We start from the raw sequence: 21,533 nt of genomic DNA, 5'->3' as shown, positions 1-21,533 counted from the left end.
TCAGACCTCTTTTCAGAATAGTCAGGGATTCACATTTTTATTTTCCACCCTCTGGATACCATGGTGCTGGAAACAACTTAGGTTTAGAATAATCATGATTAACAACATATCCAAGTTTGCCGTCTGGTCTTTTTAAAATTCTATGGGAAGTACCTGGAACATCATATTCTAATGATCCTGCCCATACATTAGAGCTAGCACCTTTTTTAAGCTCGTTTGCTTGGAAAATTGTTTGTTTACCAGTTCCGGGATCAATTCTTGGCGTACCTCTTCCAAGTATAATTTCCTCATACTGAGCTCGAATAGATGATTGAATAGGATTTGGAGTTGAAAGATTAGCTTTTGATTTCCTATTGCCTGAACTTACTCCACTTATAGCACCAGAGCTTGCCATACCAAAACCTTCTGCAGCGGTAATAAGCTTATCATCCCAGCCGTGAACAAAGAAATAATCAAGTTCTTTAAGTGCCCATTTAGCGCTACCTGAGTTGGTAGTATTGGTTGCAGTGTTAAAAAGATATTTAAACTGATTCTGGGTCATTTCACCATTGAGTGCATACCCATACAAGGATCTACTGTGTTTATCTAATAGTCTGCCCAACAGTTGGTTTCTAAACGCTGAGCTAGCTCCACGGGAATCAATTATAGCCATAGTATCGCTGGCAGTTGCTAATTGATAGTAATATCCACCTCCTCCAGCACCTGCTTCATGCCTGTGACCACTAGGGTCAATATAAATTAGCGGATTATTATGCACATATGCATACAGATTAAAACTTAGTGAATTATCAACCTCTCCCTCATACGTATCCTCATTAATAAATCTTCCACTATCGGGATCATACCATCTGGCGCGCAGGTATTGCAGTTCTGTTGTATCATCCCACAGTTCGCCAGAGTAACGGAACGGGTTGTGGACTTTTTCTTCCTTGACCTCTTCATTACCCCAAATATCATATTGATATTGATTCAGCAAGGCTCCAGATGAATCTCTGATTTCAATAATATCTCCGTGACCATTATAGACGGGATAGGCTTCTGTTTGATCCGCATAGGCTATAGCGTCTAATTTCAGACCTCGAATATAATTAGCTTTTAATACAGGTTTTCCATTTTCAATCGTAGCTTCTGCTATAATTTGGGCGCTGTTTCCATCATAGTAGTATCGGGTTTGGACACCATCCTGTATGCGGTCTGTCAGTAGACCATCCCCGTTGTATCGGTACTCTACAATCTTCCCGCCGATCTTAACTTGAGTCAATCGGTTCTGATCGTCAAAGCTGTTCTCACGTGGCTTCGTATGAGGAGGTCTCTCCGTTTCCATCGTAAGACGGTTCCCTCTGGCATCATACGAATAAGCATCCTGATTTTCGGTAGAGGTAACAATCCGATTCAGTTTGTCATACGTAAAGGCATCCTCTATACCATTTTGAATACGCTTCGTGATATTTTTACCAGGATCATAGCTATATTGGAAGCTATTCGTTTCCGCATCAAACCGTGTGTGCTTTAATTCAACTAACTCAATCCCATTATATTGGTTTTGCTGACGATAACCATTTGCAGATACCATTGAGTCCAGCAATCCATTTTTGGTATAGGTATATTCCGAAACAGGCTTATCTTTTGTATTGCCTACGGTCTTTAGTCTGTTCAATTGATCATACGTATAGTTTACTTGCTCACCAAATGGTCCTGTCATTTCAGTTCGATTGCCATTCGAATCATACTGATTGGAGAGCTTTAGACCATCCGGGTAAGACAAGGTGTTCAGTTGCTCCGTATACGGATCATACGCATAGGATGTTGTACCCGTTTGATCTGTCATGCTTAGGCGTTTGCCTGCAGCATCGTATACATAGCTGACAGTCTCATCTTTACCTATACGCGACTTCAACCGATTACGGCTATCGTATTCAAAAGAAGTGACCTTCCCGTTGCGATCTATTTTTTTGGATAAGTTGCCATTGGCATCAAAATGGCGCTTTTCGATCTGGCCCTTCGCGTCTTTGGTTTGAATCACTCTACCCAGTTCATCATACGACTTCACCTTGGCCTGACCATCCGGATATGTGATCCGAGTGAGATTACCTAGCATATCGTAAGTGTACTTCGTCGTTTCGCCGTTAGACTCCGTCACAGATGTTTGATCACCCAGGGCATTATATGAAAATTGAGTCTCATTTCCATTGGCATCGGTTTGTTTTAAAATCTGATCGCTTACAGCATCATACACTATCTTGGAAGTTATTTTCTCGTTACCGTCCGTTGCTGATTTTTCTTTATTTTGTACCAAACGGTTCCATTTATCGTAGATTTGAATTTGTTCATTAAGCTCACCGTCTCGTTGAATTACTTGACGAAGAGCATCATCATACTTAACTGCTGCTTCTGAACCGTCTGCATAGGCTGTCGAGGTTGTACGGCTCCAAGCGTCATAGCCATAGCGTGTCAGATGCCCAAGTGCATCTTCACTGGACACTAATCTTCCGTTATCGTCATAAGCTGACTTGGACTTGATCACGTAATCGTTACCTTCGAACAATCCTGACTCGATATTCCAGCCCAAAGCATTGTAGCGTGTTTTGGTTCGTATCCCCAGCTCATTCGTAACCGTTACGGTGTTCTCAAGATCATCGTAGGCTACACGGATACTTTTACCATCCGGATAGGTTACAGCCTTTACGCGATCAAGAGCATCGTATTGATACCCGGTTTTCTGACCTTTCCCATCCAGCGAGGAAGTGATTAAACCAGTTGACTTATCATAATCTGACTGAATCGAAACTGTAGATTTTTCTCCATCTATATTCGTAATCTCAACACTTTGTTTCGTTGGAAAGGCATGATCGTAACTACTACTGTATTCCGTTGTTGTAGTCACAGATTTATTACCATTCGAAATGGTTTGAGCCGTTGTATTTCCGTAAGCATCTATACCCGAATAATTTACTTTTTGTAGTAATTCTCCCCCGGAATGATCCTTGGAGACGATGACCTGCGTTACTTTCCCTTGTGGGTTACGTGTGTACTCTGTTACTCCAGTGCTTTGGGAATCAATCGGTTCAGTAACGGTTTTAATTCTATGCTTGTCGTCGTACGTATACGCAGTCTGTGAACCCTTTTCATCTACTGAGTTTGTCATATTACCGTAATCATCATATTCAGCAGTCGTTGTCAAAACGTCTCCATTTTGATTATTGCTGGACGAAGTACGGGTTGGAACAGGTACGGTATAGGCTTTGCCTGTCACCTGCTTGCCGTATTGATAAGCTGTGCTCTTTTCAGAATCTCCTGCTTTAACCACAGATTGATCCAGGTAATACTGTGGTGGCATGTCTGCACTAATAAACTTTTTATTATAATTGAATGTTGAACGAACCAATCCATTGTCTGTTACGGTAGAGAACGAAGTATCTTTTACATAGCTCTCACCCATATCGGAATTATAATGAATCGTTTCCCGATTATAGTTTTCGGTTTGATTGTTTTCATATGTGATTTGATCTACACGTGAGACCGCTCTATATGCCTCGTTTACCGAATTGGAGCCAATATAGCGTTTTACCGGCTGGTCCTCATAAGTATATAAAGTCGAGGCTCCGGTAGGATGAAATACTTTGGTTAACAAAGCGTACGGATTAGAGATTTGTCTTTCAGGATGAGACGCACTCAAATTAAACTTGGCAGGTGCCAATGTATAGGAATATGTGGTTTTTCTGCCTTCGGCATCTGTCACTGAATCCAGTAATTCAACACCTTGCTCTTTATGTTTATGATAAACAACAGTCCGGTTTCCTTTAGACAGAGTAACATCTGTAGCCGTATATTGAATATCAATCGAGTTGCCGATTACATCTTCTACCTTACTAAGCAATTTACGTTTATAAGTAGCATTGAGTTCATAATTGAACTTTATCGTGTTATGATATGCATCTTCAATTTGCAGCAACTGACCGTCTTTGGAGAAATATTGTTTTTTCATTCCATCCACAGAAGTTAATACATAGGCTGAATTTTCTCCATTAACTGTTACTGAAGTGTCAGGAGTGAAGGTCAGTCCTTTCCAGTCGTAACCTTTAAGCTGGTCACCCTCAATTTCATAGCTTCCACCATCCCCCAAGTGCATGTACTGCTTGCCCTCTTTGGTTTCTACATAAGGCAAATTCCAGGACCATCCCTTACCCAGAGGGTTCAATTGATCTTCTAGCGCAGGATAGGTACGGTTTTGAAAAATAAATGAAGGTTGATAGGCTACAATCTCAGCAAAAACGGTAGCATCTGCATCTGCTGCAATATAGTATCTATTCCCATCGTTACCCGGAATTTCAGCCTGAGGACTGCTGTTTATTATATCCCTGTAGTGCTCAGCCTCAGCAATGGTTGTGAACAGTGCTGTCTGCCGACGAACAGCCGTTTCGAGCCCCTCTGAAACAATCGTTTCAATTTGCGGTGAGCCCTCCATGGTAAAGGCCGTTCTTGTCCTTCCGCCTTTTCCGTTACTAGTCCACTCGCTATAACCAATATCGCTTGTATAACCGGGTTTAGTCACGGTCCCGCTATAATCTTGTCTCCATTCTCGGGTATCATACCCTGGTTTTGAAACAGATCCTTTGTAATATTTAGTTCCTGATACATAGCAAATAGAATTCGCTCTAGAACTATCATAATTCGGGCAAGTCGAAGAATAGTAAGTATTGTAGGCATAAAGTGTTCCACTAAATCCATTCGCTGAAGAATAATGCATTGAATTACCACAAGTTGTAATGCTACTACCCGAGTAGTAACCTTGTGAGTTGTAAGATCCCATACTAAAAAAACTGCACGAATCAACTGCACCCATAGAAACAGGCTGAGATTCGCTTCCAGAAATAACATAAGGTGAACCACTTCGGGATAGAGTTCCTTTAAATCCATGATAATCATACTTTATGGAACTGACAAAATCATTTCTAGATGTACTTCTTCTATAATCTGTTTCTGTTCTAGATTCCGGGGGTGTAGTATAAGTTACTTTTTGTCCCGCCGCTTGACTAGCAGCTTCATAAGTCGTGTATGTGCCTATAACTTTGGTTTCTGGCTGAAGATTATAGGCGTTAACATCAACATTCCCATCACCATCTGTATCCTCTTGTATCCACCTTTTTTGCTGATATGTTGCCTTGTATAATTTTGTGATGGGCTTCATCATCGCCTTAAAGTAAACATAGTAATTTTGTACAGCAGCACTATTGTCAATAATTTCAGCGCCTTTGTCAAAAAACTGAGCCCGATTCGTATCATATTGACGCGTCAAAGAAAAACCTAGTCCATTTCGTCCAGGCAGTGTTAAATCTGTATTTTGCAGCGATAAGCTGCCTGATAAAGTGGATATAGATTCTTTATCGTCGCCAACAGAATAAGGAGCTTCATTAAAAGAAGATTTATTATATACTGGCGCTTCTTCTCTAATGGGTGGAAGCTGCGGTACATTCGCCATGAGACTTTGTTTTAAGACATCCATTTTATATACATCTTCGGTGACTTTGTTTACAGGATCAGGATCGTCTGTCGGATAAACATCATCTGTAACATTATGAGAGATCAAGTTATCTAGTGGAGCATCCGATAGCTTATTGTATACGTCACTTGTGACGGTTTGTGATTGGTTCTCTTCTATAGGAAATAACGAAGCTGCTGCTTGTTCATAGCTAATATGATCTTGTTCAGCCGAATATAACGCCGTATAAATCTGGTTTAAAGAATAACCTTTTCTTAATTGTTCTGACAAAAAAGATGACGTAACTCCAAATCGGGCAGCCATTTGATCTGCTGAGTATTGTGTATCTTCATTTCCTGCCCCAAAAACATTTTGAGGAATATATCCACTTATCGTTCCAAAAATAATAGTGATGATCATGATTATCGCTATATGACGTCTTGTTGTTCTAAATCGCAAGTTCTTCTCTCCATTCCAGACTTTAATTTTGTATACAGTTTATTCATTTGGAGTTGTTTACTCTTTAATTTGTATCAAATTACCATTGGAATCATATTGATATTGGAAAATTACATGACCATCCTGTTCAATATGCTCAAGCCTTCCATTAGCGTCATAAATGTATTTATACTTTCTGGATAAGCCGCTTTTAACAATGTTGCTAGACTCGGAATAGTTACCCGCCGCATCTTTGGCTTTAACTGCGAACATATATATTTTCTGAGGTTCTAACTGCTTCACTTGGAATGTTAATTCCTTGGTATTACCTATCATCTGACCATTGCGATAAACATCATAGCCAACGACTCCAACATTATCCGTAGATGCTTCCCATGTTAAAACAATGCTGTCAGGCGCAGGTCTGGAACCTGTTAGCTTCTTAGGTTTGGAAGGGCTTGTTATATCTTTAGGTAAATCATCGATAGCCGGTATACGGTCCAATCGGCCGTTAAGCTGTTGCTTGTCCTCTTCATTGAGATTCACAAGCAAAGCACGGGCTATATTAATCTCCGTTTGTAAATTTGAAGTTTCTGCTTTTACAACTGCTTGTGTAGCTGTGGTCAATTGCTCAGCATATGCAGCTTGGACATCAATGATTTTTTGTACTACAACCAATCTTTCAACCAATTTGCTCTTGTCTGGATCACGCAGCTTGTTTATTAGTTCTACAGCTGCTGTTACATCGACTTGTAATTTAGAAGTCTCGGCTTGTACTACCGCTGCTGTAGTTTTGGTCAGTTGTTCTACATATGTGGTATCTAGAACTTTTACAACGAAGCTCTGGGATACAGACTTGCCTAACGGATCTGTAGCAGTTATCGTTATCGTCGATTCTCCCGAGCTTTGCGGTTGCAAATTCAGTATTGAGGTATTCCCCCTTGAATCCTTCACAAATTGATGTGTAACAACAGATGAACTGGAATTCACACCGGAATACCGAAGCTGCTGCTGGTCTGGATCAGCGAAGTATTCGGATAAATCTTTAGTTGAGGCTCCCTCATCCATTTCGATCGTGGTAGCTGGAATGGCCTTTATCACTGCTGGTGCTCTGTTAATCAAATTCATGACGGAATCCACAACCTGTGAAACATTTCCCGCACTATCTATTGCCCGTGCCTGTATACGCATCCCGTACTCATTCACATCAACGGGTGAATTGTACACCTTCCATGTTCCTTGATTGACACGGTATTCCCTTGAGGCTGCATCAGAAGGATAGTTAATTGTAACTCTGATACTATTTGCTATTTCATTCGCAGGGCTATGACTGAATGACGGCGGCGCAGGCGGTGTCTTATCAATATTGTTGATCACCAATGAATTCACAGCACTTATGTTCCCGTAATGATCTGTACAACGAGCAAAAATTGTAGTATTTTCGGACACTTGAAATGAGTTATTGTATGGAGTCCATGTACCGTTCACACCAATTTTATATTCCCTTTTATAATTACTAGGTACACCATCCAATTGAATAAGGACATTTTGATTCGTCATCCCCGTAATATTGGAACTCATGTGCGGACTGGCTGGAGTAGTTAAAACGATTCCTGAGTATGTAAAACTTCCCGAGGATTTGGCTCCATTCCACTCATCTTTATAAAAGTAATTGACCTTTATCGCATTAGAAGATACCGAGACACTGTAAAATTTAACTGATAAGGCAGCTCCAAGATCTTTGGTATAAACAACTACATTGTTGCGAGTGAAAGTGATGTAGGGAGAACTCGCCTGCACATGTACAATCGAGCCATCTGACAAAGCTACTGTTTCATGTGTAGACGATGGTTCTGAGGGCGTTGGCTTTTCTTCAGGAGGTCCAATTGATCCTCCTTTGTCTGGTCGTGGATAAATATTTATGGGTATTCCACCTGTAAAAGCTGCTGATACTTCCTGAGGAAGCAAAGCCGTACTCCATAGAGATATAAAAACAAATAAGCCAAGCATCGTTAAAATGACTGGCTTAGCTATCTTTCTTCTCTCCTTCTTCCCTAATTCGATTAAAAGATATTTCATTTGTAAAATCCCTCTCCCCAATAAATAGTGACAACACAAAGTTAAAAGAATATAAAAATTAATATATTTCTAAATCTCAGTTCCTGCTCCTCCTTCTTCAAAAGGATATATTTGTATTTCATATGATAACAATGTCGTATTTACCTTGTATATAGCGAATATTGTCGAAATAAAGAAAATAAGAAAAAATATTTTTCAGTTACCATTAATTATACTTAAAACAATAAATCCCTTTTTTGAACATAATATATATCCCGTTTATAAGTATCATTATTTAATATATATTATTCATTGATTTTAAATAAACAAAATGTTATATTGTCTATAAAATAATCATCATTTAATCGAGGTGTTTGGTAAAATGGATCACTCCGAGCTATTCTGGAATGCTGGAATCGAGGAACTGAAGCGTGGATATATCCGTCAAGGGGAGCAGGTGGTTTGTCTGCTGGACGGACAGCGCTATGAGCAAGGAATCATATATCAGGATCAAGAGGTATTTTACGACGCGGAACGGTATATGCGCCTTCACATTGAGCAGACGTACGGTTCAGTCTTTGACTATTTGATCGGCCTGGACAAAAAGCTGACCGGGCTGACGGATCATCAGAACCGATTGCTCCAGTTATTTTATCAAGGCATGGGTGATGCAGATATTCAAAAGGAGACCGGAATCGGCAGCGCATCCACCATACGCAATCATCGCTTTGGCCTCAAAGAAAAGGAACGTCAAGCCAAGGTATTTCTCACATTGATGGAGCTGTTAAAGGAGAAAGACCGCCACGCTCCCGCTATTGTCGAGGTGCCAGTAAGAGCACGGATGGTGGATGAACGCTACAACATTACCGAAGACGAAAAACAAAAGGTACTGGCAAAGTATTTCCCAAATGGTACACACGATCGCCTAAAAACCTTCAATATGCAGGAAAAGCATAAATTAATTGTACTGCGTGAAATTGCGGGACGTTTTGAGGTAGGACGGATATATCATGAGAAGGATATCAATGCCATTTTACAGGAAGTGTATGACGATTATGTCACGGTGCGAAGATATATGATTGAATATAGTCTGCTGGATCGCAAGCCGGATGGCAGTGAATATTGGTTGAAGGAATCTTGAAGCACGATATTTGTAACATAAGGAGGACTCAAAATGAATCGAAGAAAAGAACTGGTGCAGCAGTATATGGAGATAAAAACGGAAGCAGGAATCTACTGCATTCGCAATACACACAACGGGAAAATTTTTGTTGCCAGCACACCTAATTTAAAATCACTAAACGGTCGTCGGTTTGAGTTACAAATGGGGGCTTGTCAGAACAAGCAATTGCAACAGGAATGGAATGAGTATGGTGAAGATGCGTTTGAGTTTGAGGTGCTGGAACTTTTGAAGAAAAAAGACTCAAAATTCTTCGATGTCAAAGATGCGCTGGCCAAGTTGGAGCAGACCTGGCTTGATCGGCTCCAGCCTTATGGAGAAAAAGGATATTTGTAAAATTACAAATCCGCACGATATTCTTCTCGCAGGATAGCAAAAATAACAGCATCCACAAACTGGCCTTTTTCATAAAAATAGTCTCTCAAGTGTCCTTCTTGGGTAAAACCACTTTTGAGCAGTAACCGTCTGGAGCCTTCGTTATCTGGATCAATGAAGGCTTCGATACGGTGAACCTGCGGCAAATGAAATCCATAATGAATCACATCTATCTCCTTCCTCATATATGAAGATACTAATTCACTAGCCACCAGCCGATTCCGACCATCACCCCATTGATTAAAAATAATAAAATACATGCCTTCCATTTGTTTATTCCACTTGTTTGAAAAAATCCAGTCACTGTACTACGACACATAAACACCGTAAACAGCAAATTCCAAACAATACGCATACCATACTTTACGTAGTACAGGGCAGGACTTAGATGTACGCCCTCCAACATTGGAGGTACATCCGGAATAAACAGGATCGCACACGCATAACGCATCGTTTCATATGTAAAATAAAATACAGCCAGCCACCAGGCCCACTTCTTACCAAATAACATGCCAACACCGGCAGTTGCCCCTGACAAACCGAGCAAAGCGATAAACCCTTGAAACATGCCCCTGCAAATTCCCACCAACGTAGAAGCCTCATTCAACGCATTAAGCGTCAACAGCTGTGTCACCAGCAGAAGAGCTCCATTAAAAATCAGTAAAATAGCTGCAATACTTACACCTAAAGGCCGTTCAAGAACTACGTTCGTTACATAATCCTCTACTTCTTTTTTCGTATACAGATCCGACACTTCTTCTACTCTCCTAACCCAATCATATACTTCCTATTTATGGACGGGTACAATAACAGTGTGTTTTCGCCTCATTCAGATATATCGGCATTTAGGAAAATATGGTTTAATCTATTCTGAAAATTGCTGTTATTCGTAGGCTAATCATTGCTAATAGAATCCCAAATAGAGTAATATCTATCCTTATACTACCATTCCAAGATGAACTCTGACAAATAAAAGAACTAAAGTCCCACCTTCCACCTTGGTAATTCTTCAATCGTGCATACCTGAGTTGCTAAATTTTTTAAAATATGGTATTCAAACAGATTCGTTTGTTGAGGACTGGCTTTGGGGAAGTGCAGAGGGGGATGGCATTATGATCGTCACTCATCGGTGCGTTTTCGCCAAAAGCTCTTGCAGCGCCTGCTTATACTTTTCTATTCGTGCTGTATCCTTCTCCGTGGGATGAGGGATGCGATCCAGATTCATATTTTCCTGAATATCCGCTATTTTCACTGCTCTAGACAAAGGATTGTTTTTGGCTCGACGTATAAAATCGCTGTACTCCTCTCCCTCGTTCCGAGTGAGTCCTTCCACTGCTTCAATGATGTGTTTGCCAAAGCCCGCTTCTTTCAGTTGATCCACTGTGACCTCTGTATCCTCCAGTACATCATGCAGCACGGCTACTATTTTTTCGTCCATATGCTCTACTCGGTTCATGACCTGAAGGGGATGGAAAATATAAGGCTGGTCGCCCTTGTCCGTCTGTCCTTGATGAGCCTGTGCGGCAATCGCAATCGCTGTTTCTATGTTCATTGTGTGCCTCCTTGCTCTGCTTTTTACCTTTGAACACCTTTAGTCATTATGAACGTAATCGTGTTATTTTCGTAGCTTCATAACCTTTAGATGACTGGATATGCTCTACTCGATAACCAGCTTGGATATCCAAAAGCTCTTCCATAAAAGGAAGACACGGACTGTAAATAAAGCTTCCTCCCGGCCGGATTGCCCTAAGCAATTCCATATATTTGCGGGCGTATTCGTGAATATTGCCGTCAGCTTTCAGATGATGATGTATAAAATGATTGGAGAACGCCATATGAGAGATAATTGTTCCCCATGCGCCTTCCTTGAAGGTTGTCTCCAACCAATCTCCCTGAGTAACACCTGTTCCCTTTTCAGCCAACCGATCTGTCCCATAAGCCTCGATCCCAAGGGAACGCAAATAGCCGACCAGCCGTGCCTCTGATCCGCAGCCCACATCGAGAACAGGCTCCTGCAAACGAGCAACGTCCAGACCAAGCAGCTTTGCTTGCAATTCAGGCGTGTATTCCTCACAAGGTATCCAAAAAGTATATTCATTCTCTGCATACTTGGCAAACATCGTCCGTCCGTTGGTACGAATTAGAAACTCTCTTAAATGCCCGTAATGCTGTTGTAACAGTAAATTTAGTATTCTCTCATTCATAACCTGGTTTTGGAACAGCTTTTAAATCCGGGTGAAGAGTCGATCATACAATTGGGTAAGCTCACCAAGATGATCTGAGTGAAAATGAATATACTGATTGACGCTCACAAACTGATGCAGCGTTCTTGCCGCTACGCCAGCAACAAAAGCGGTATACTCATGCTGACGTTTCAAGCTTTGGAGCATAAGGAGCAGTTCCGGACTTCTCTGTGTCGGCCAATACGTCATTTCCGGTGAAGGCCCCATCAGGGCGTTCCCCTCATGCATATAAAACAAACTCCGATGCTGATTATAGAGTATTTGACCGTCAATGAGTCTGTTAAGCTGGGTAACCGTCATTAGCGTTTCCTCCCAAGGCTCAAGATAAATGAAGCTTTTATTTTGCCAATGAATGCTCAAACTGCTCGCACAACTTGATGATATCCTCTACTCATGCCTGTCCTCTCCTTCTTCTGCCCAGAACGTTAAAGCCCTACCCAAGCCGGAACAGAGCCATCTTTGGGTAGGGCCAGCTTATTTTCTAAGTATACCATGCGTATGGAAATAGCGTTTTATTGTTAATTATTCGTCCGTACATAAGAGGATAAAGGGATATTCAGCTCGCGGATACCCTGGGTTACCAGACGGGCTATTTGCTCCGCACCATACTCCTGAAAATGCGTATCGTCCTGCACCCCATCAGGGAACGCAGGGTACACTCCCGGCTCCAAATGTAAGAATAACGGAAGCGTTCCTTCCAGACCAAGTGTATTATAGTACGCCACACTTAACTGGCTTAGATCGACCAGTGCAGCGCCTGTCTCGGATGCGGTTTCCTTCATGGCCTGCACGTATTCTGGAAAACTGATTCGATAGGAAGCACTTGCGGCGTCATAATCCCTGCGACCCACAGGAGTGATCAGCACAGGTGTGGCTCCGCGTTGTGTCGCTCCCTGAATGTAGGTTTTCAAATAGACTTTGTAATCAGCTGGGGAAACATAACGCTCTTGGTTGTTGATTGCCGCATCATTATGACCAAACTGGATGAGCAAATAATCACCCGGTCGGATGGTCCGTAAAATATCGTCCAGTCTTCCTTGTACAAGGAAAGTCTTCGTGCTGCGTCCACCAATAGAACGGTTCACAAAAGTCGTCTCGTCTGTGAAGAACGGCGCAATCATTTGTCCCCAACCAGCCTGAGGTTTCATTGAGGATTTATAGGTTTGGACCGTGGAATCCCCCGCAAGATATACGGAAGGATGCTCACTCTGCGTTCGAGTCTCTTTTGGCGTAATAACGAGCGCGTTAATTTTCGGGTCATTTCCCGAGAAATACAATTCCAGCTGACCGTCAATGAGTGCAAGCTCAAATGTGGCCTCGACAAATTGTCCTGCTGTTTTGGCGGTAGGCTCCACCTTGACGATGGACTCGGCCTTTACCGTAATATCTGTGCTTCCGTCTGTGTCCCCGGCGATCAGGGAAAGCGTATAATCCGCAGGCGGCAAGTTGACGACAAAGGATGATCCCTGAACACGAACGAAATCCGAACGAATAGCGTCATTTCCACCACGATCCTCTTCTTTCACCTTGGAAAGATCGGTAAATCCATAGCCTCGTTCAGGTGTGTATGCATCCTTGGCGGTGACCTGAGTGTAGCCTGTAGCTACGCTACCCGGGCCAAAGTCAAAACGAAGAGGCCCCGCGAGCTGTTTATCGGCCAATGCCTGCCCCGGAACAAGTATGGTCGCAAACAACAAGCTGAACCCCGCGCATAATCCGATCATTTTACCGAACAACCTATAACGCTTTCCCTTTTGTCTCAAGCGCAACCCTCGCTTTTCAGATTATTTGAATGACTCGTCATCGTCTATACGTGTAGTGATGCCTGCCAGCCTTCTATAACCTTGGTCCAGCGCCCAGGATACCGCAATACCAACCGTGTACCGAATCAGATCGGCGGTCAGAAACCCTTTTCCCAACACCAGCCCGCCCAATGTTGTCGCCCGAATACTGTTAATCCAGGGAGCCTGGTACATCTGACTGAATTCAATGGCGAAACAAAACAGCAAACTGCCCCACAGCGCTACAGACAACCGACGATCCACCCACAACATCCTCAGCCCAAAGTAAATCATGCACGCCCACAAGGCATCCCCAAAATGATTGGCAACGAATTCAGGCAACTGGGAGGAAAAGGCCCGGCTTCCCAAGCCTAACAGGATAGCGACCAACACCGCAGCCAGATACACAGCTCGGGCCTTCCAGCGGGATTTCACACCTGTGTTCCGATTCGTCTTCCTGTCGACGTCGATGCTTTTACGAGTTCTTCCCATGCTAAATCACCTGACCTAACGCTGGAAAAGCTTCGCCAAGCTGCTGGAATCTCGTCGAGTATCCCCTTAGGTTAGCGCTTGCAAGAGTGCTGATATTCCTGCTGATGTCATATTGTATGCACACTAGCTTGTCTGTATTTTTCATGATCCAATTAATCATAAAGAGCCTCCGAAATATCGTACAAACGTAGCTTGCTTGCGTTTTTGGCTCATAATATTGTATCCCCATCCCACTTCTGATGCTAAAATTCAATGCCGCGCACCTTGGCAAAAATCATTTGACTGACCAGTGTGCCTTCTTCATCATACTCGACATTCCGCAAAATACCCTCTAGCGTAAAACCTGCCCGTTCTGCTACCTTGGCGCTGCGCGTATTTCTGGAATCACAGCGGATCTCCAGCCGATTCGCCTCCAAATGCTGTATGGCAAAATCCGTGAGACCGTGCACTGCCTCTGTTATAATGCCTTTCCCTGTGCAAGACGTTCTAAGCCAGTACCCAATTTCAAATTTACGTGCAGCCCAGTCGATACGGTGCAAGCCGCTGCTCGCTACAAAATCTCCCGATGCCGTATCAAATATGTACAACATCATGTCAGACCGGTCCAGAAATTTAAGTCTGGCTTGGCGTGAGCGGATTTCTGATTCCTCTGGCGTAGGAAGATTTCTCGCAAAAGGTAGCCAAGGACGCAATTCATCCACACTCTCCCGCATTGCTTCATTGACCATCGCCCCATCACCCCACTGTGGAGCGCGAATCGTCAACCGTTCTGTCTGGAATTGCTCCGGGAATGATAATAAGATGGGGCTGGTCTGATCCGTCTTCTCCTTACTCATGATACTCCCTCCCCCATATTCCCCGAATAGCTGGCATGATCCAGCCAACCGATGATTTCACGCAAACTGCCCATCCTGTAATCCGGTACAATGCCCGTTTCCTGCCACGGCATAAAGCCCTCCAGCCAGATTGTATGCAATCCTGCGCTTTGAGCACCGCGAATATCATTCGTCGGATGATCGCCTACATACCAGGCGTGGCCTGGGTCTGTAATCCCCAACTCATTTAACGACAACTCGAATATTCGCGGATTAGGCTTCTCGATGTGGACACCTCCCGAAACGATAATGGAATCAAAATAGTCCTTCAGCATAACGCGGTTGATCTTTGCTTGTTGCATGCGGAGTGAGCCATTGGTGATGATACCAAGCTTCAAGCCCCGCGACCGCAGCTCGGACAGCACTTCCTTTGCCCCGTCCATCAGTACCGCAAACTTATGAAATTCACCATACCAAAAGCCCAGCATTTCCTGTACCGTCGTATCTGGATTTTTCAGTTCCAAATCTGCATGCAGCTCCGTATACAGCTCCCTTTTGTCACGGTATCCATCCTGATCCGCCAGGCGTATGTGCTCGACTATTGCTACCCTGCTCGCCGGGTCCTCCGCCACAATGAAGCGTTCCACAAAACGCTCCGTATATGCCGCAAACGCCTGTTTACGATGAATCAGCGTATTATCCAGATCAAAAATGATCGCTTCTATGGACATAACTTACTCCCTTCTTCCGCTTTCTTATACCGATGAGTTGGAAACAAATTGAACGACTCCGATCACCAAAAGCAAGAAAAAAACGGACAAGAAAATAATAAGCATAGTTTTCAGTATTCTTCCGGAAGTCGACCTTCGTTCCAGCTTCGCCTCGATCTGAGTCAGTCTATCTTTGATTTCTTCCAAATCCTGTTCCACCTTCACGCCATTCTCCCCTTTCATCGTTTTGACTTCAGTTAGCTCACCTCCATTGGCTGTCCATTGATATCTGTATCCTGGTATTTCATCCCAATCAACCTGAGCTGTTCAGGTCTCTTCAAAAATATGTACTTCGTACTAGTGTAATCCAATAGGAAAAGAAATCCAAGACCCATCCGCAATGCGTTGCCGAATAAGCTTGGATTACATAAGTGCCTCTTGCTTGGGTCAGAAAATATGACTTCTATACCTGCTGTCCATTCACCTGAATATCTACGGCTACCCGCTGCCCCAGCCATTCCCGCATACGATTCCACGAAAAACACTGTTCCATATGAAATACACCATGAGGAAGCTCAGAACGGTATAGCGCCAGCGCTGCAAAGACACCTGCTTTGGCGGTTAAATCGGATTGATGATGCCCCCTTAGTTGGCATTCGACTTTCGTTTCCTTGCCATGGAGGGTTCCTCGCGCATCTACCTTGACCGCTACCGCGTTCCCTCCCAGACGCAGCTTGCCAAAGCTGCGAACCACTGCGTTACGCACGGATTGCTGTCGGAGTAAACCCGATATCCCTGTTGTCCGAATCCCTGCCAGAAGCCGGGTGGTCAACCGCGAATCGAAGCAAAGACGTGTGCTGACCGTAGGAATTCCGAGCGTACGTGGCAGTGTCTGCTGATCGGAAAAAGGAAAACGATACGCGCGGTAACGCCCCACTCCTGCGCCGAAGTCTGCCACTCGCCCGTCGCCAAAGCTTTTTCGAATCACCGGGCGCCCCTGTTCCATAACCTCCAAATCGGTATGAATCTGGTCCACTGTCCATTCAATGGCAGCCTGACCGTGTTCGTCTCCCAAGCCCAGCATTAGAGATATGTTCAACTCATCCGTCTGATCCATAAGCTGCGTCGCTTGCAACGCTAACAGATTCGTCAGCCCCGGGGCCAAACCCACACTTAGCAGGGCAGTCGCCTGATAAGCTCGTGCCTCCTGATGACACTGCTCCACCTTACTCAGGAAAGCTGCATTCGCGGTAATATCCATATAATGCACCCCATGCTGAAGGCAGGCACGTACCAACTCTGTGTTTTCCTGATCCAGACACATGATAACGATCTTGGCCTGCTTTAAAATCGACGGGTCGATCGGCTCATAAATATTAAGTTGTAAAGGCAGTACCTTACCACCCGATTGCTTGCTAAATTCAGCGGCACGTTCCATGCTACGCCCTGCGGCAAACACCTTGCCGGGAAACATTTCACTTAGCTCCGTGCATAAAATTTTTCCGACATGACCATATCCGCCAATGATGATAATGTTATCCTTTGTCATGAGTAGATTCTCCCCCTTTAACTGCAAGCCAGGCATTCACTAAAAAAGCGCCAAAATACCGGGTGATATGGGTAAAGCCTGCATCTACCAACATTCCCTGTATTGCTGTATTGGACACCGGGTCTGACTCACGGCCAATGGAGGCTGCGAATCGCTCCCAATCCTCCAGAGGAATGCCCTGATCCAGCATATGCCTTTTCCACGCCTGCATTTGAATGGAAAAGGCAGCCTCCTGTGGATTTCCATTGATGGAGGCCAAGCAAAAAGGCGCGCCCGGTTTGAGACGAGCAGATATCTGTTGTAGCAATGCCCGTTTGCTCTCCATGCTGAGAAGAAAATGAAGCACCAGCAGGCAGGTGGCAGCATCATAAATCGGCTCCGCGTGTGATTCCTCGATCTGTTTTCCAGACTGCTCCTTAGGCTGTTCTTGGAATAGCTCTTGGAGTAGTTCTCCGGGCAGCCCTTCCAACGTGCCTGTGACAAATGATATTTTTGACCTTATGCCCGCTTGCGCCACACGCTGACGTGCCAAATCCAGCATGCGTTCAGATGGATCAACTGCCGTAAAAGACCAAGCCGCATGTTGTCCTCCGAATGTAATCAGCTCCTGACCGCCACCAGCCCCGATGATCAGTACATTCGGATCTGCGGTCTGCGTGCGGGCCTGAGCCTCAAGCTGTGCGGTTATCAAGCGGTCCGTCATCTCATACAGATGAGCATATCCCGGTATTTTTAAAGCAATCGTGTCCGGGTACTTGCGTACATTCGGATCGTTCCAGCTCATAGACTGGTTAGGAATCGTATGTTCAGCGCTTGTATGACGGCTGTTGCCTGTGTGATGAGCGTCCATAGGATCGTTTGGCTTGCTGCTGCTATATTCCATATATAGTTCCCTCCAGAATTCGAACAGCTGGAAAAAGATGCGACTGGCCTTACATTTAGCCTTGAACTTCCCCGAGCATTCGTATATTGTTGACTTAATTAAGAATCATTCTCAATTATAGCGACCACACGTATATCCACCATCCCATAGATGTGGGATTTAATTAGATACAATGTTGCGAAACTCCAGCAATTCACGATGGGAGCAATGTATGAGCGCACAATATACACCATTTTCACAGCTAAAAGATGCTCGACAGCAAATCATTTCACTGGGAGAAAAAGCCCCTTCATCCCAAGCGTACAAACATACGCTAATCGACCGCTTACGTACTCAGGTTTCGTTCGATGCGGCGTGTTGTACGTCAATAGATCCTCATACACTGCTTTCCACAGGGGCATTCACCGAATCAGGCGTGGATGGCATTCATTACAAGCTGTTAGAGTACGAATATCTGCGCAATGATGTGATGAAATACGACCAGTTGGTGCGGGATGGGCAATCCATAGCGACTCTAAACGGAGCTACGGGAGGTCATCTGATTCGGAGCGCACGTTACAGGGATGTTTTGCAGCCTGCCGGATTCGGGGATGAGCTACGTGTTCCGTTAATGTACAAAGGAAGCTGTTGGGGATTTCTCACGTTGTTTCGCCTTCATACGGAGCCGGTATTTAGTGAGGAAGAGCAGCAGCTTCTAGAAGCCTTAGCACCGTCCATAGCCTACCATTTGCGTCAGGCCAGTGTGGGCTTATCTCCAGACTCCGGTATAACTATGGAAAATGATATGGAGCCAGGGGTTCTGGTGCTTTCCGGCAAGCTGGAGCCGATTTCCTCCAATCCAACGGCAGACCGGTGGCTAAAGTTGCTTCGGCAGCAGGAAGGCATCGACGAAAATAGCCTTCCCGCGCCCGTTCGGGCGGTATGCTTTCGCGCACTATCCACAGCCCTTCCGCTAGGTGGCCAAATCGGGGGAGAGCTTGGCAGGCCCCTCTCTAATGACAGAAGGGTTGCTTCACCAGCCAAACTATGTATACCCGCCGCAGACGCAGGAACCCCGTGGGTAACACTCAGGGCCACCCTTCTTCAAAGCAGGCAAAGTAAAGATGAAAAACAGCTTGCCGTATGGTTTGAGCCTGCTAAAGCATCTGAAATGCTGCCGCTCATGGCCGAGATGTTTGCTTGGTCCGAGCGTGAAAGACAGATTGTCCGGCTCATTGTTCAAGGCTTTTCGACCCGAGAATTGGCAAGCGCACTTCATATTTCAGCCTACACGGTGCAAGATCATCTAAAAGCGATTTTCTTGAAAACAGGTGTAAGCAGTCGTCGCGAGCTGGTATGGAAGGTATATTCCAGATTCAACTAATTTCAATCCGCTATTCCATAATAATACATGCCAAAGAGACAGATGATCCTTAATCGGATCATCTGTCTCTTTGGCATGTTTGCTCTATTTGAACGCAAGAGCCTTATTGCTTCGAAGAGGTTTTCGTATCATCGTAGGACACAGGTGAAGGCTTCGCAATCCATTCGTCAGCCTCTGGTTCGATATCCACACCGTTTTCCAGCTTGTTTTTCTCCATCAAGGAATCTCCGTCCTCGTTCTTCTTGTTGCGGATTTTCGCTTCGTCTTGAGTGTGGTCGCTCATGTTGATTCCTCCTTTTTGACTTCATCTGATTGATGTACCTTACTCAACATTCCCCATTGCCGTCCTGTGCAAACCTCTACACGATCAGATGCCCTTTTTTCTCCGCCGGACCAATGATCGCCTCAATCCCGGCATTAAACTCCAGAAAGTCGCTTTCTACTCCATCGCTGAAAATGACTCCATGTTCCGGCATCTGCGAAGCAATCCGCAGCGGTTTTTCGGCTTCCACCTGGCCAAATACAAGATCCGTAGCAGTCGTCCGACTGGGAAATGGTTCTCTCACCGTAAAATATAGCGATGGCGAACTCCATGTTGCGCGGTTGTCTTGACTATAGTCATCGACACCATGATCGCTGCCATTGCTTATCCGGCCTCGTTTCCATCCTTCTGCTGCTCCTTCTTGACGGAAGGCTGCGCCCGGCACCAGTTGATCTGGAGTCAGCGAAACCGGACGCTGCGTGGCGCTGCTGACAATCCCTGCCGCCCCGGCAAGTACGCTGGTCAACCAGCCTGTCGCGCCCAGCCCCGTCGAAACGATAATGCCGCTGGAGGATTGCTGCTCTACCTGATCCTCGAGCTTGCTGCACCGTGTTATACCGGACAATCAGCTCCTCCAGACGTGTTTTTCGCTTCACCAAAATGATCTTGTGCTCTGTCATCCGGCTGCTCATCGTGCTCTTCCTCCTGATCCCCTCGTTCCTTCCGATCCGCCTGTTACCGTACCGGACATCAGTCCTTGCAACAAGTCTGGTGTAATGTTTAGCTGACCGATTTTCCCTGCATTCTCTGCAAGCTCCTGGAATGCAATCGCAATCAGCTTATCCGGACTCATATCCATGTTCGCCATCGCCTGAAGCACGTTCGGCTCAACATCCTGCAACGATTTCATGACTGCCGTCAGCTCATAGGCCTTGGCATCGGCTTCCGCCTTTTTATTCGTTACGGTCAGCTCAATCAGCTCACGTTTTTTCTCCTCCAAAGCCGTATCAAAACGCAGTTGCTCCTCCTTCATCTCGCTTTGCTTCTGCTTCACTGAACGTTCGGCATCGAGCTGGGTTTCGCGGATTTGCTTCTTTTTCGTCTCCACTGCAATTTCGGTGTTCAGCTCATTCTCCTTCACACGCCGCTCCTGCTCAATGGAAGCATTCCGCCGCTCATACAGGGCGTGATCCGCATTGCGAAGAATTTCCTCCCTCGCCTGCGCCTCCAGCGCTCTCATCGTTTCTTTATTCGGTAAAATTGCCAAAATCGACAGTCCCATCACCTCAATACCGAGCTTTTCGATTTCCGCGTGTTGAGCGATATCCTTCGCCATGCTTTGGGCCAAACGTTCACTGGATTGAACAGCCTCTTTGAGCGGAACACGCTCCAGATATTTTTTGGTCAGCACCTTTGCAATGTTAATCACCCGTTGGGCCAGCTTGCCTGGGTCATCCGAAATGTAGCGATTTGCCTTCAAGTCATACGTATAATTCAAAATCTGCGTCATTCTCCGATAATCCACAATTCGATAAGTCAGCTGTCCCTGCACCGTTACCGCCTGAAAATCATTCGTCATGTCCTCAAACATGAACGGTACATCAATGGAAGAGACAGGCACGACGACGGCCGAGGTCGTTGGAGCATAATAATAAAAGGATAATCCGACACCCTCACGGACCACCTTGCCGTTCTTCACCTTCATCACATATTCGCTAGGCTGAAATTTCACAAAATTAAATCCGAACATGGCAGATTCCTCGCCTTCCTTATAGTTTTTATTATTTTGTTATTATCAATTTGTTATTAACAATAAAATAGCACATATCCCCGCTAATATCAATACGACATTTATATAAAAAAAAGCCGTTCCCCCTCCGATACACTCGGTTAGAGGAAACAGCC

Annotated in this window: 19 protein-coding genes and 1 pseudogene; 3 read left to right on the top strand and 17 right to left on the bottom strand. The window is 44.7% G+C overall.

Going from position 1 to position 21,533, the window contains the following annotated elements; translation table 11 throughout:
• Positions 1–37 precede the first annotated feature (37 nt).
• Positions 38–5,899 (bottom strand): RHS repeat-associated core domain-containing protein, encoded by a 5,862-nt coding sequence (locus HPL003_RS15010; protein WP_014280529.1) that lies wholly within the window; start codon positions 5,897–5,899, stop codon positions 38–40.
• Positions 5,900–5,995: 96 nt separating this feature from the next.
• Positions 5,996–7,996, bottom strand: a complete 2,001-nt coding sequence (locus HPL003_RS15005; RefSeq protein ID WP_014280528.1) for a fibronectin type III domain-containing protein — start codon at positions 7,994–7,996, stop codon at positions 5,996–5,998.
• Between the two features lie 361 nt (positions 7,997–8,357).
• On the opposite strand from HPL003_RS15005, the gene HPL003_RS15000 reads away from it, so the two are divergent.
• Together HPL003_RS15000 and HPL003_RS14995 are read left to right on the top strand one after the other, a co-directional pair.
• A complete protein-coding gene (locus tag HPL003_RS15000) occupies positions 8,358–9,116 on the top strand; it encodes a DUF2087 domain-containing protein (protein ID WP_014280527.1) in 759 nt (252 codons plus the stop codon).
• A 33-nt stretch (positions 9,117–9,149) separates the two neighbouring features.
• Positions 9,150–9,491, top strand: coding sequence for a GIY-YIG nuclease family protein (locus HPL003_RS14995; RefSeq protein WP_014280526.1), 342 nt, complete (start codon positions 9,150–9,152; stop codon positions 9,489–9,491).
• A 2-nt stretch (positions 9,492–9,493) separates the two neighbouring features.
• Here the strand turns inward: HPL003_RS14995 and HPL003_RS14990 are convergent, their stop codons facing one another.
• From HPL003_RS14990 to HPL003_RS14935, 12 genes are all read right to left on the bottom strand, one after another.
• Positions 9,494–9,790 carry a GNAT family N-acetyltransferase gene (locus tag HPL003_RS14990; protein ID WP_085979682.1) on the bottom strand — a complete coding sequence of 99 codons (297 nt, stop codon included), beginning with the start codon at positions 9,788–9,790 and terminating at the stop codon, positions 9,494–9,496.
• Positions 9,727–10,284 (bottom strand): hypothetical protein, encoded by a 558-nt coding sequence (locus HPL003_RS14985; RefSeq protein WP_014280524.1) that lies wholly within the window; start codon positions 10,282–10,284, stop codon positions 9,727–9,729. The genes HPL003_RS14990 and HPL003_RS14985 overlap by 64 nt, the downstream gene beginning before the upstream one ends.
• A 369-nt stretch (positions 10,285–10,653) precedes the next feature.
• Complete coding sequence (locus HPL003_RS14980; protein ID WP_014280523.1) at positions 10,654–11,082, bottom strand: HD domain-containing protein; 429 nt, start codon at positions 11,080–11,082, stop codon at positions 10,654–10,656.
• Between the two features lie 46 nt (positions 11,083–11,128).
• Complete coding sequence (locus HPL003_RS29800; RefSeq protein ID WP_238533379.1) at positions 11,129–11,734, bottom strand: class I SAM-dependent methyltransferase; 606 nt, start codon at positions 11,732–11,734, stop codon at positions 11,129–11,131.
• 21 nt (positions 11,735–11,755) lie between these two features.
• Complete coding sequence (locus HPL003_RS29795; protein WP_043922405.1) at positions 11,756–12,073, bottom strand: hypothetical protein; 318 nt, start codon at positions 12,071–12,073, stop codon at positions 11,756–11,758.
• Between the two features lie 218 nt (positions 12,074–12,291).
• On the bottom strand, positions 12,292–13,497 hold the full coding sequence (locus tag HPL003_RS14965; RefSeq protein WP_014280522.1) for a rhamnogalacturonan acetylesterase: 1,206 nt from the start codon (positions 13,495–13,497) through the stop codon (positions 12,292–12,294).
• A 60-nt stretch (positions 13,498–13,557) separates the two neighbouring features.
• Positions 13,558–14,046 (bottom strand): ribosomal maturation YjgA family protein, encoded by a 489-nt coding sequence (locus HPL003_RS14960; protein ID WP_014280521.1) that lies wholly within the window; start codon positions 14,044–14,046, stop codon positions 13,558–13,560.
• Positions 14,047–14,288: 242 nt separating this feature from the next.
• On the bottom strand, positions 14,289–14,882 hold the full coding sequence (locus HPL003_RS14955) for a GNAT family N-acetyltransferase (protein ID WP_014280519.1): 594 nt from the start codon (positions 14,880–14,882) through the stop codon (positions 14,289–14,291).
• Positions 14,879–15,592 carry an HAD family hydrolase gene (locus HPL003_RS14950; RefSeq protein WP_014280518.1) on the bottom strand — a complete coding sequence of 238 codons (714 nt, stop codon included), beginning with the start codon at positions 15,590–15,592 and terminating at the stop codon, positions 14,879–14,881. Before HPL003_RS14950 ends, HPL003_RS14955 begins: the two co-directional genes overlap by 4 nt.
• Positions 15,593–15,616: 24 nt before the next feature.
• On the bottom strand, positions 15,617–15,796 hold the full coding sequence (locus HPL003_RS14945) for a hypothetical protein (protein WP_043922730.1): 180 nt from the start codon (positions 15,794–15,796) through the stop codon (positions 15,617–15,619).
• 238 nt (positions 15,797–16,034) lie between these two features.
• Positions 16,035–17,120, bottom strand: coding sequence for a saccharopine dehydrogenase family protein (locus tag HPL003_RS14940; protein ID WP_014280516.1), 1,086 nt, complete (start codon positions 17,118–17,120; stop codon positions 16,035–16,037).
• Positions 17,107–17,904: a class I SAM-dependent methyltransferase gene (locus HPL003_RS14935; protein ID WP_043922729.1), complete on the bottom strand. Its 798-nt coding sequence runs from the start codon at positions 17,902–17,904 to the stop codon at positions 17,107–17,109. Before HPL003_RS14935 ends, HPL003_RS14940 begins: the two co-directional genes overlap by 14 nt.
• Before the next feature lie 310 nt (positions 17,905–18,214).
• Between HPL003_RS14935 and HPL003_RS14930 the strand changes: the two genes are divergently transcribed.
• Positions 18,215–19,366 carry a LuxR C-terminal-related transcriptional regulator gene (locus HPL003_RS14930; protein ID WP_014280514.1) on the top strand — a complete coding sequence of 384 codons (1,152 nt, stop codon included), beginning with the start codon at positions 18,215–18,217 and terminating at the stop codon, positions 19,364–19,366.
• 103 nt (positions 19,367–19,469) lie between these two features.
• Here HPL003_RS14930 and HPL003_RS14925 read toward each other — a convergent pair whose 3' ends face one another.
• From HPL003_RS14925 to HPL003_RS14915, 3 genes and pseudogenes are all read right to left on the bottom strand, one after another.
• The gene (locus HPL003_RS14925; protein WP_014280513.1) at positions 19,470–19,649 is read right to left on the bottom strand and encodes a hypothetical protein; all 180 of its coding nucleotides are present in this window, start codon (positions 19,647–19,649) and stop codon (positions 19,470–19,472) included.
• A 76-nt stretch (positions 19,650–19,725) separates the two neighbouring features.
• Positions 19,726–20,229: pseudogene (locus HPL003_RS14920) on the bottom strand (sugar kinase); the annotation flags it as partial.
• An 87-nt stretch (positions 20,230–20,316) separates the two neighbouring features.
• Positions 20,317–21,378, bottom strand: coding sequence for an SPFH domain-containing protein (locus HPL003_RS14915; RefSeq protein WP_014280511.1), 1,062 nt, complete (start codon positions 21,376–21,378; stop codon positions 20,317–20,319).
• Between the last annotated feature and the right edge of the window lie 155 nt (positions 21,379–21,533).

It is taken from the genome of Paenibacillus terrae HPL-003 (genome assembly GCF_000235585.1).
In the GTDB taxonomy this organism is placed as follows: domain Bacteria; phylum Bacillota; class Bacilli; order Paenibacillales; family Paenibacillaceae; genus Paenibacillus; species Paenibacillus terrae_B.
The sequence above is the reverse complement of the archived record's forward strand: the minus strand, read 5'-3'. Positions and strand labels throughout refer to the sequence as shown.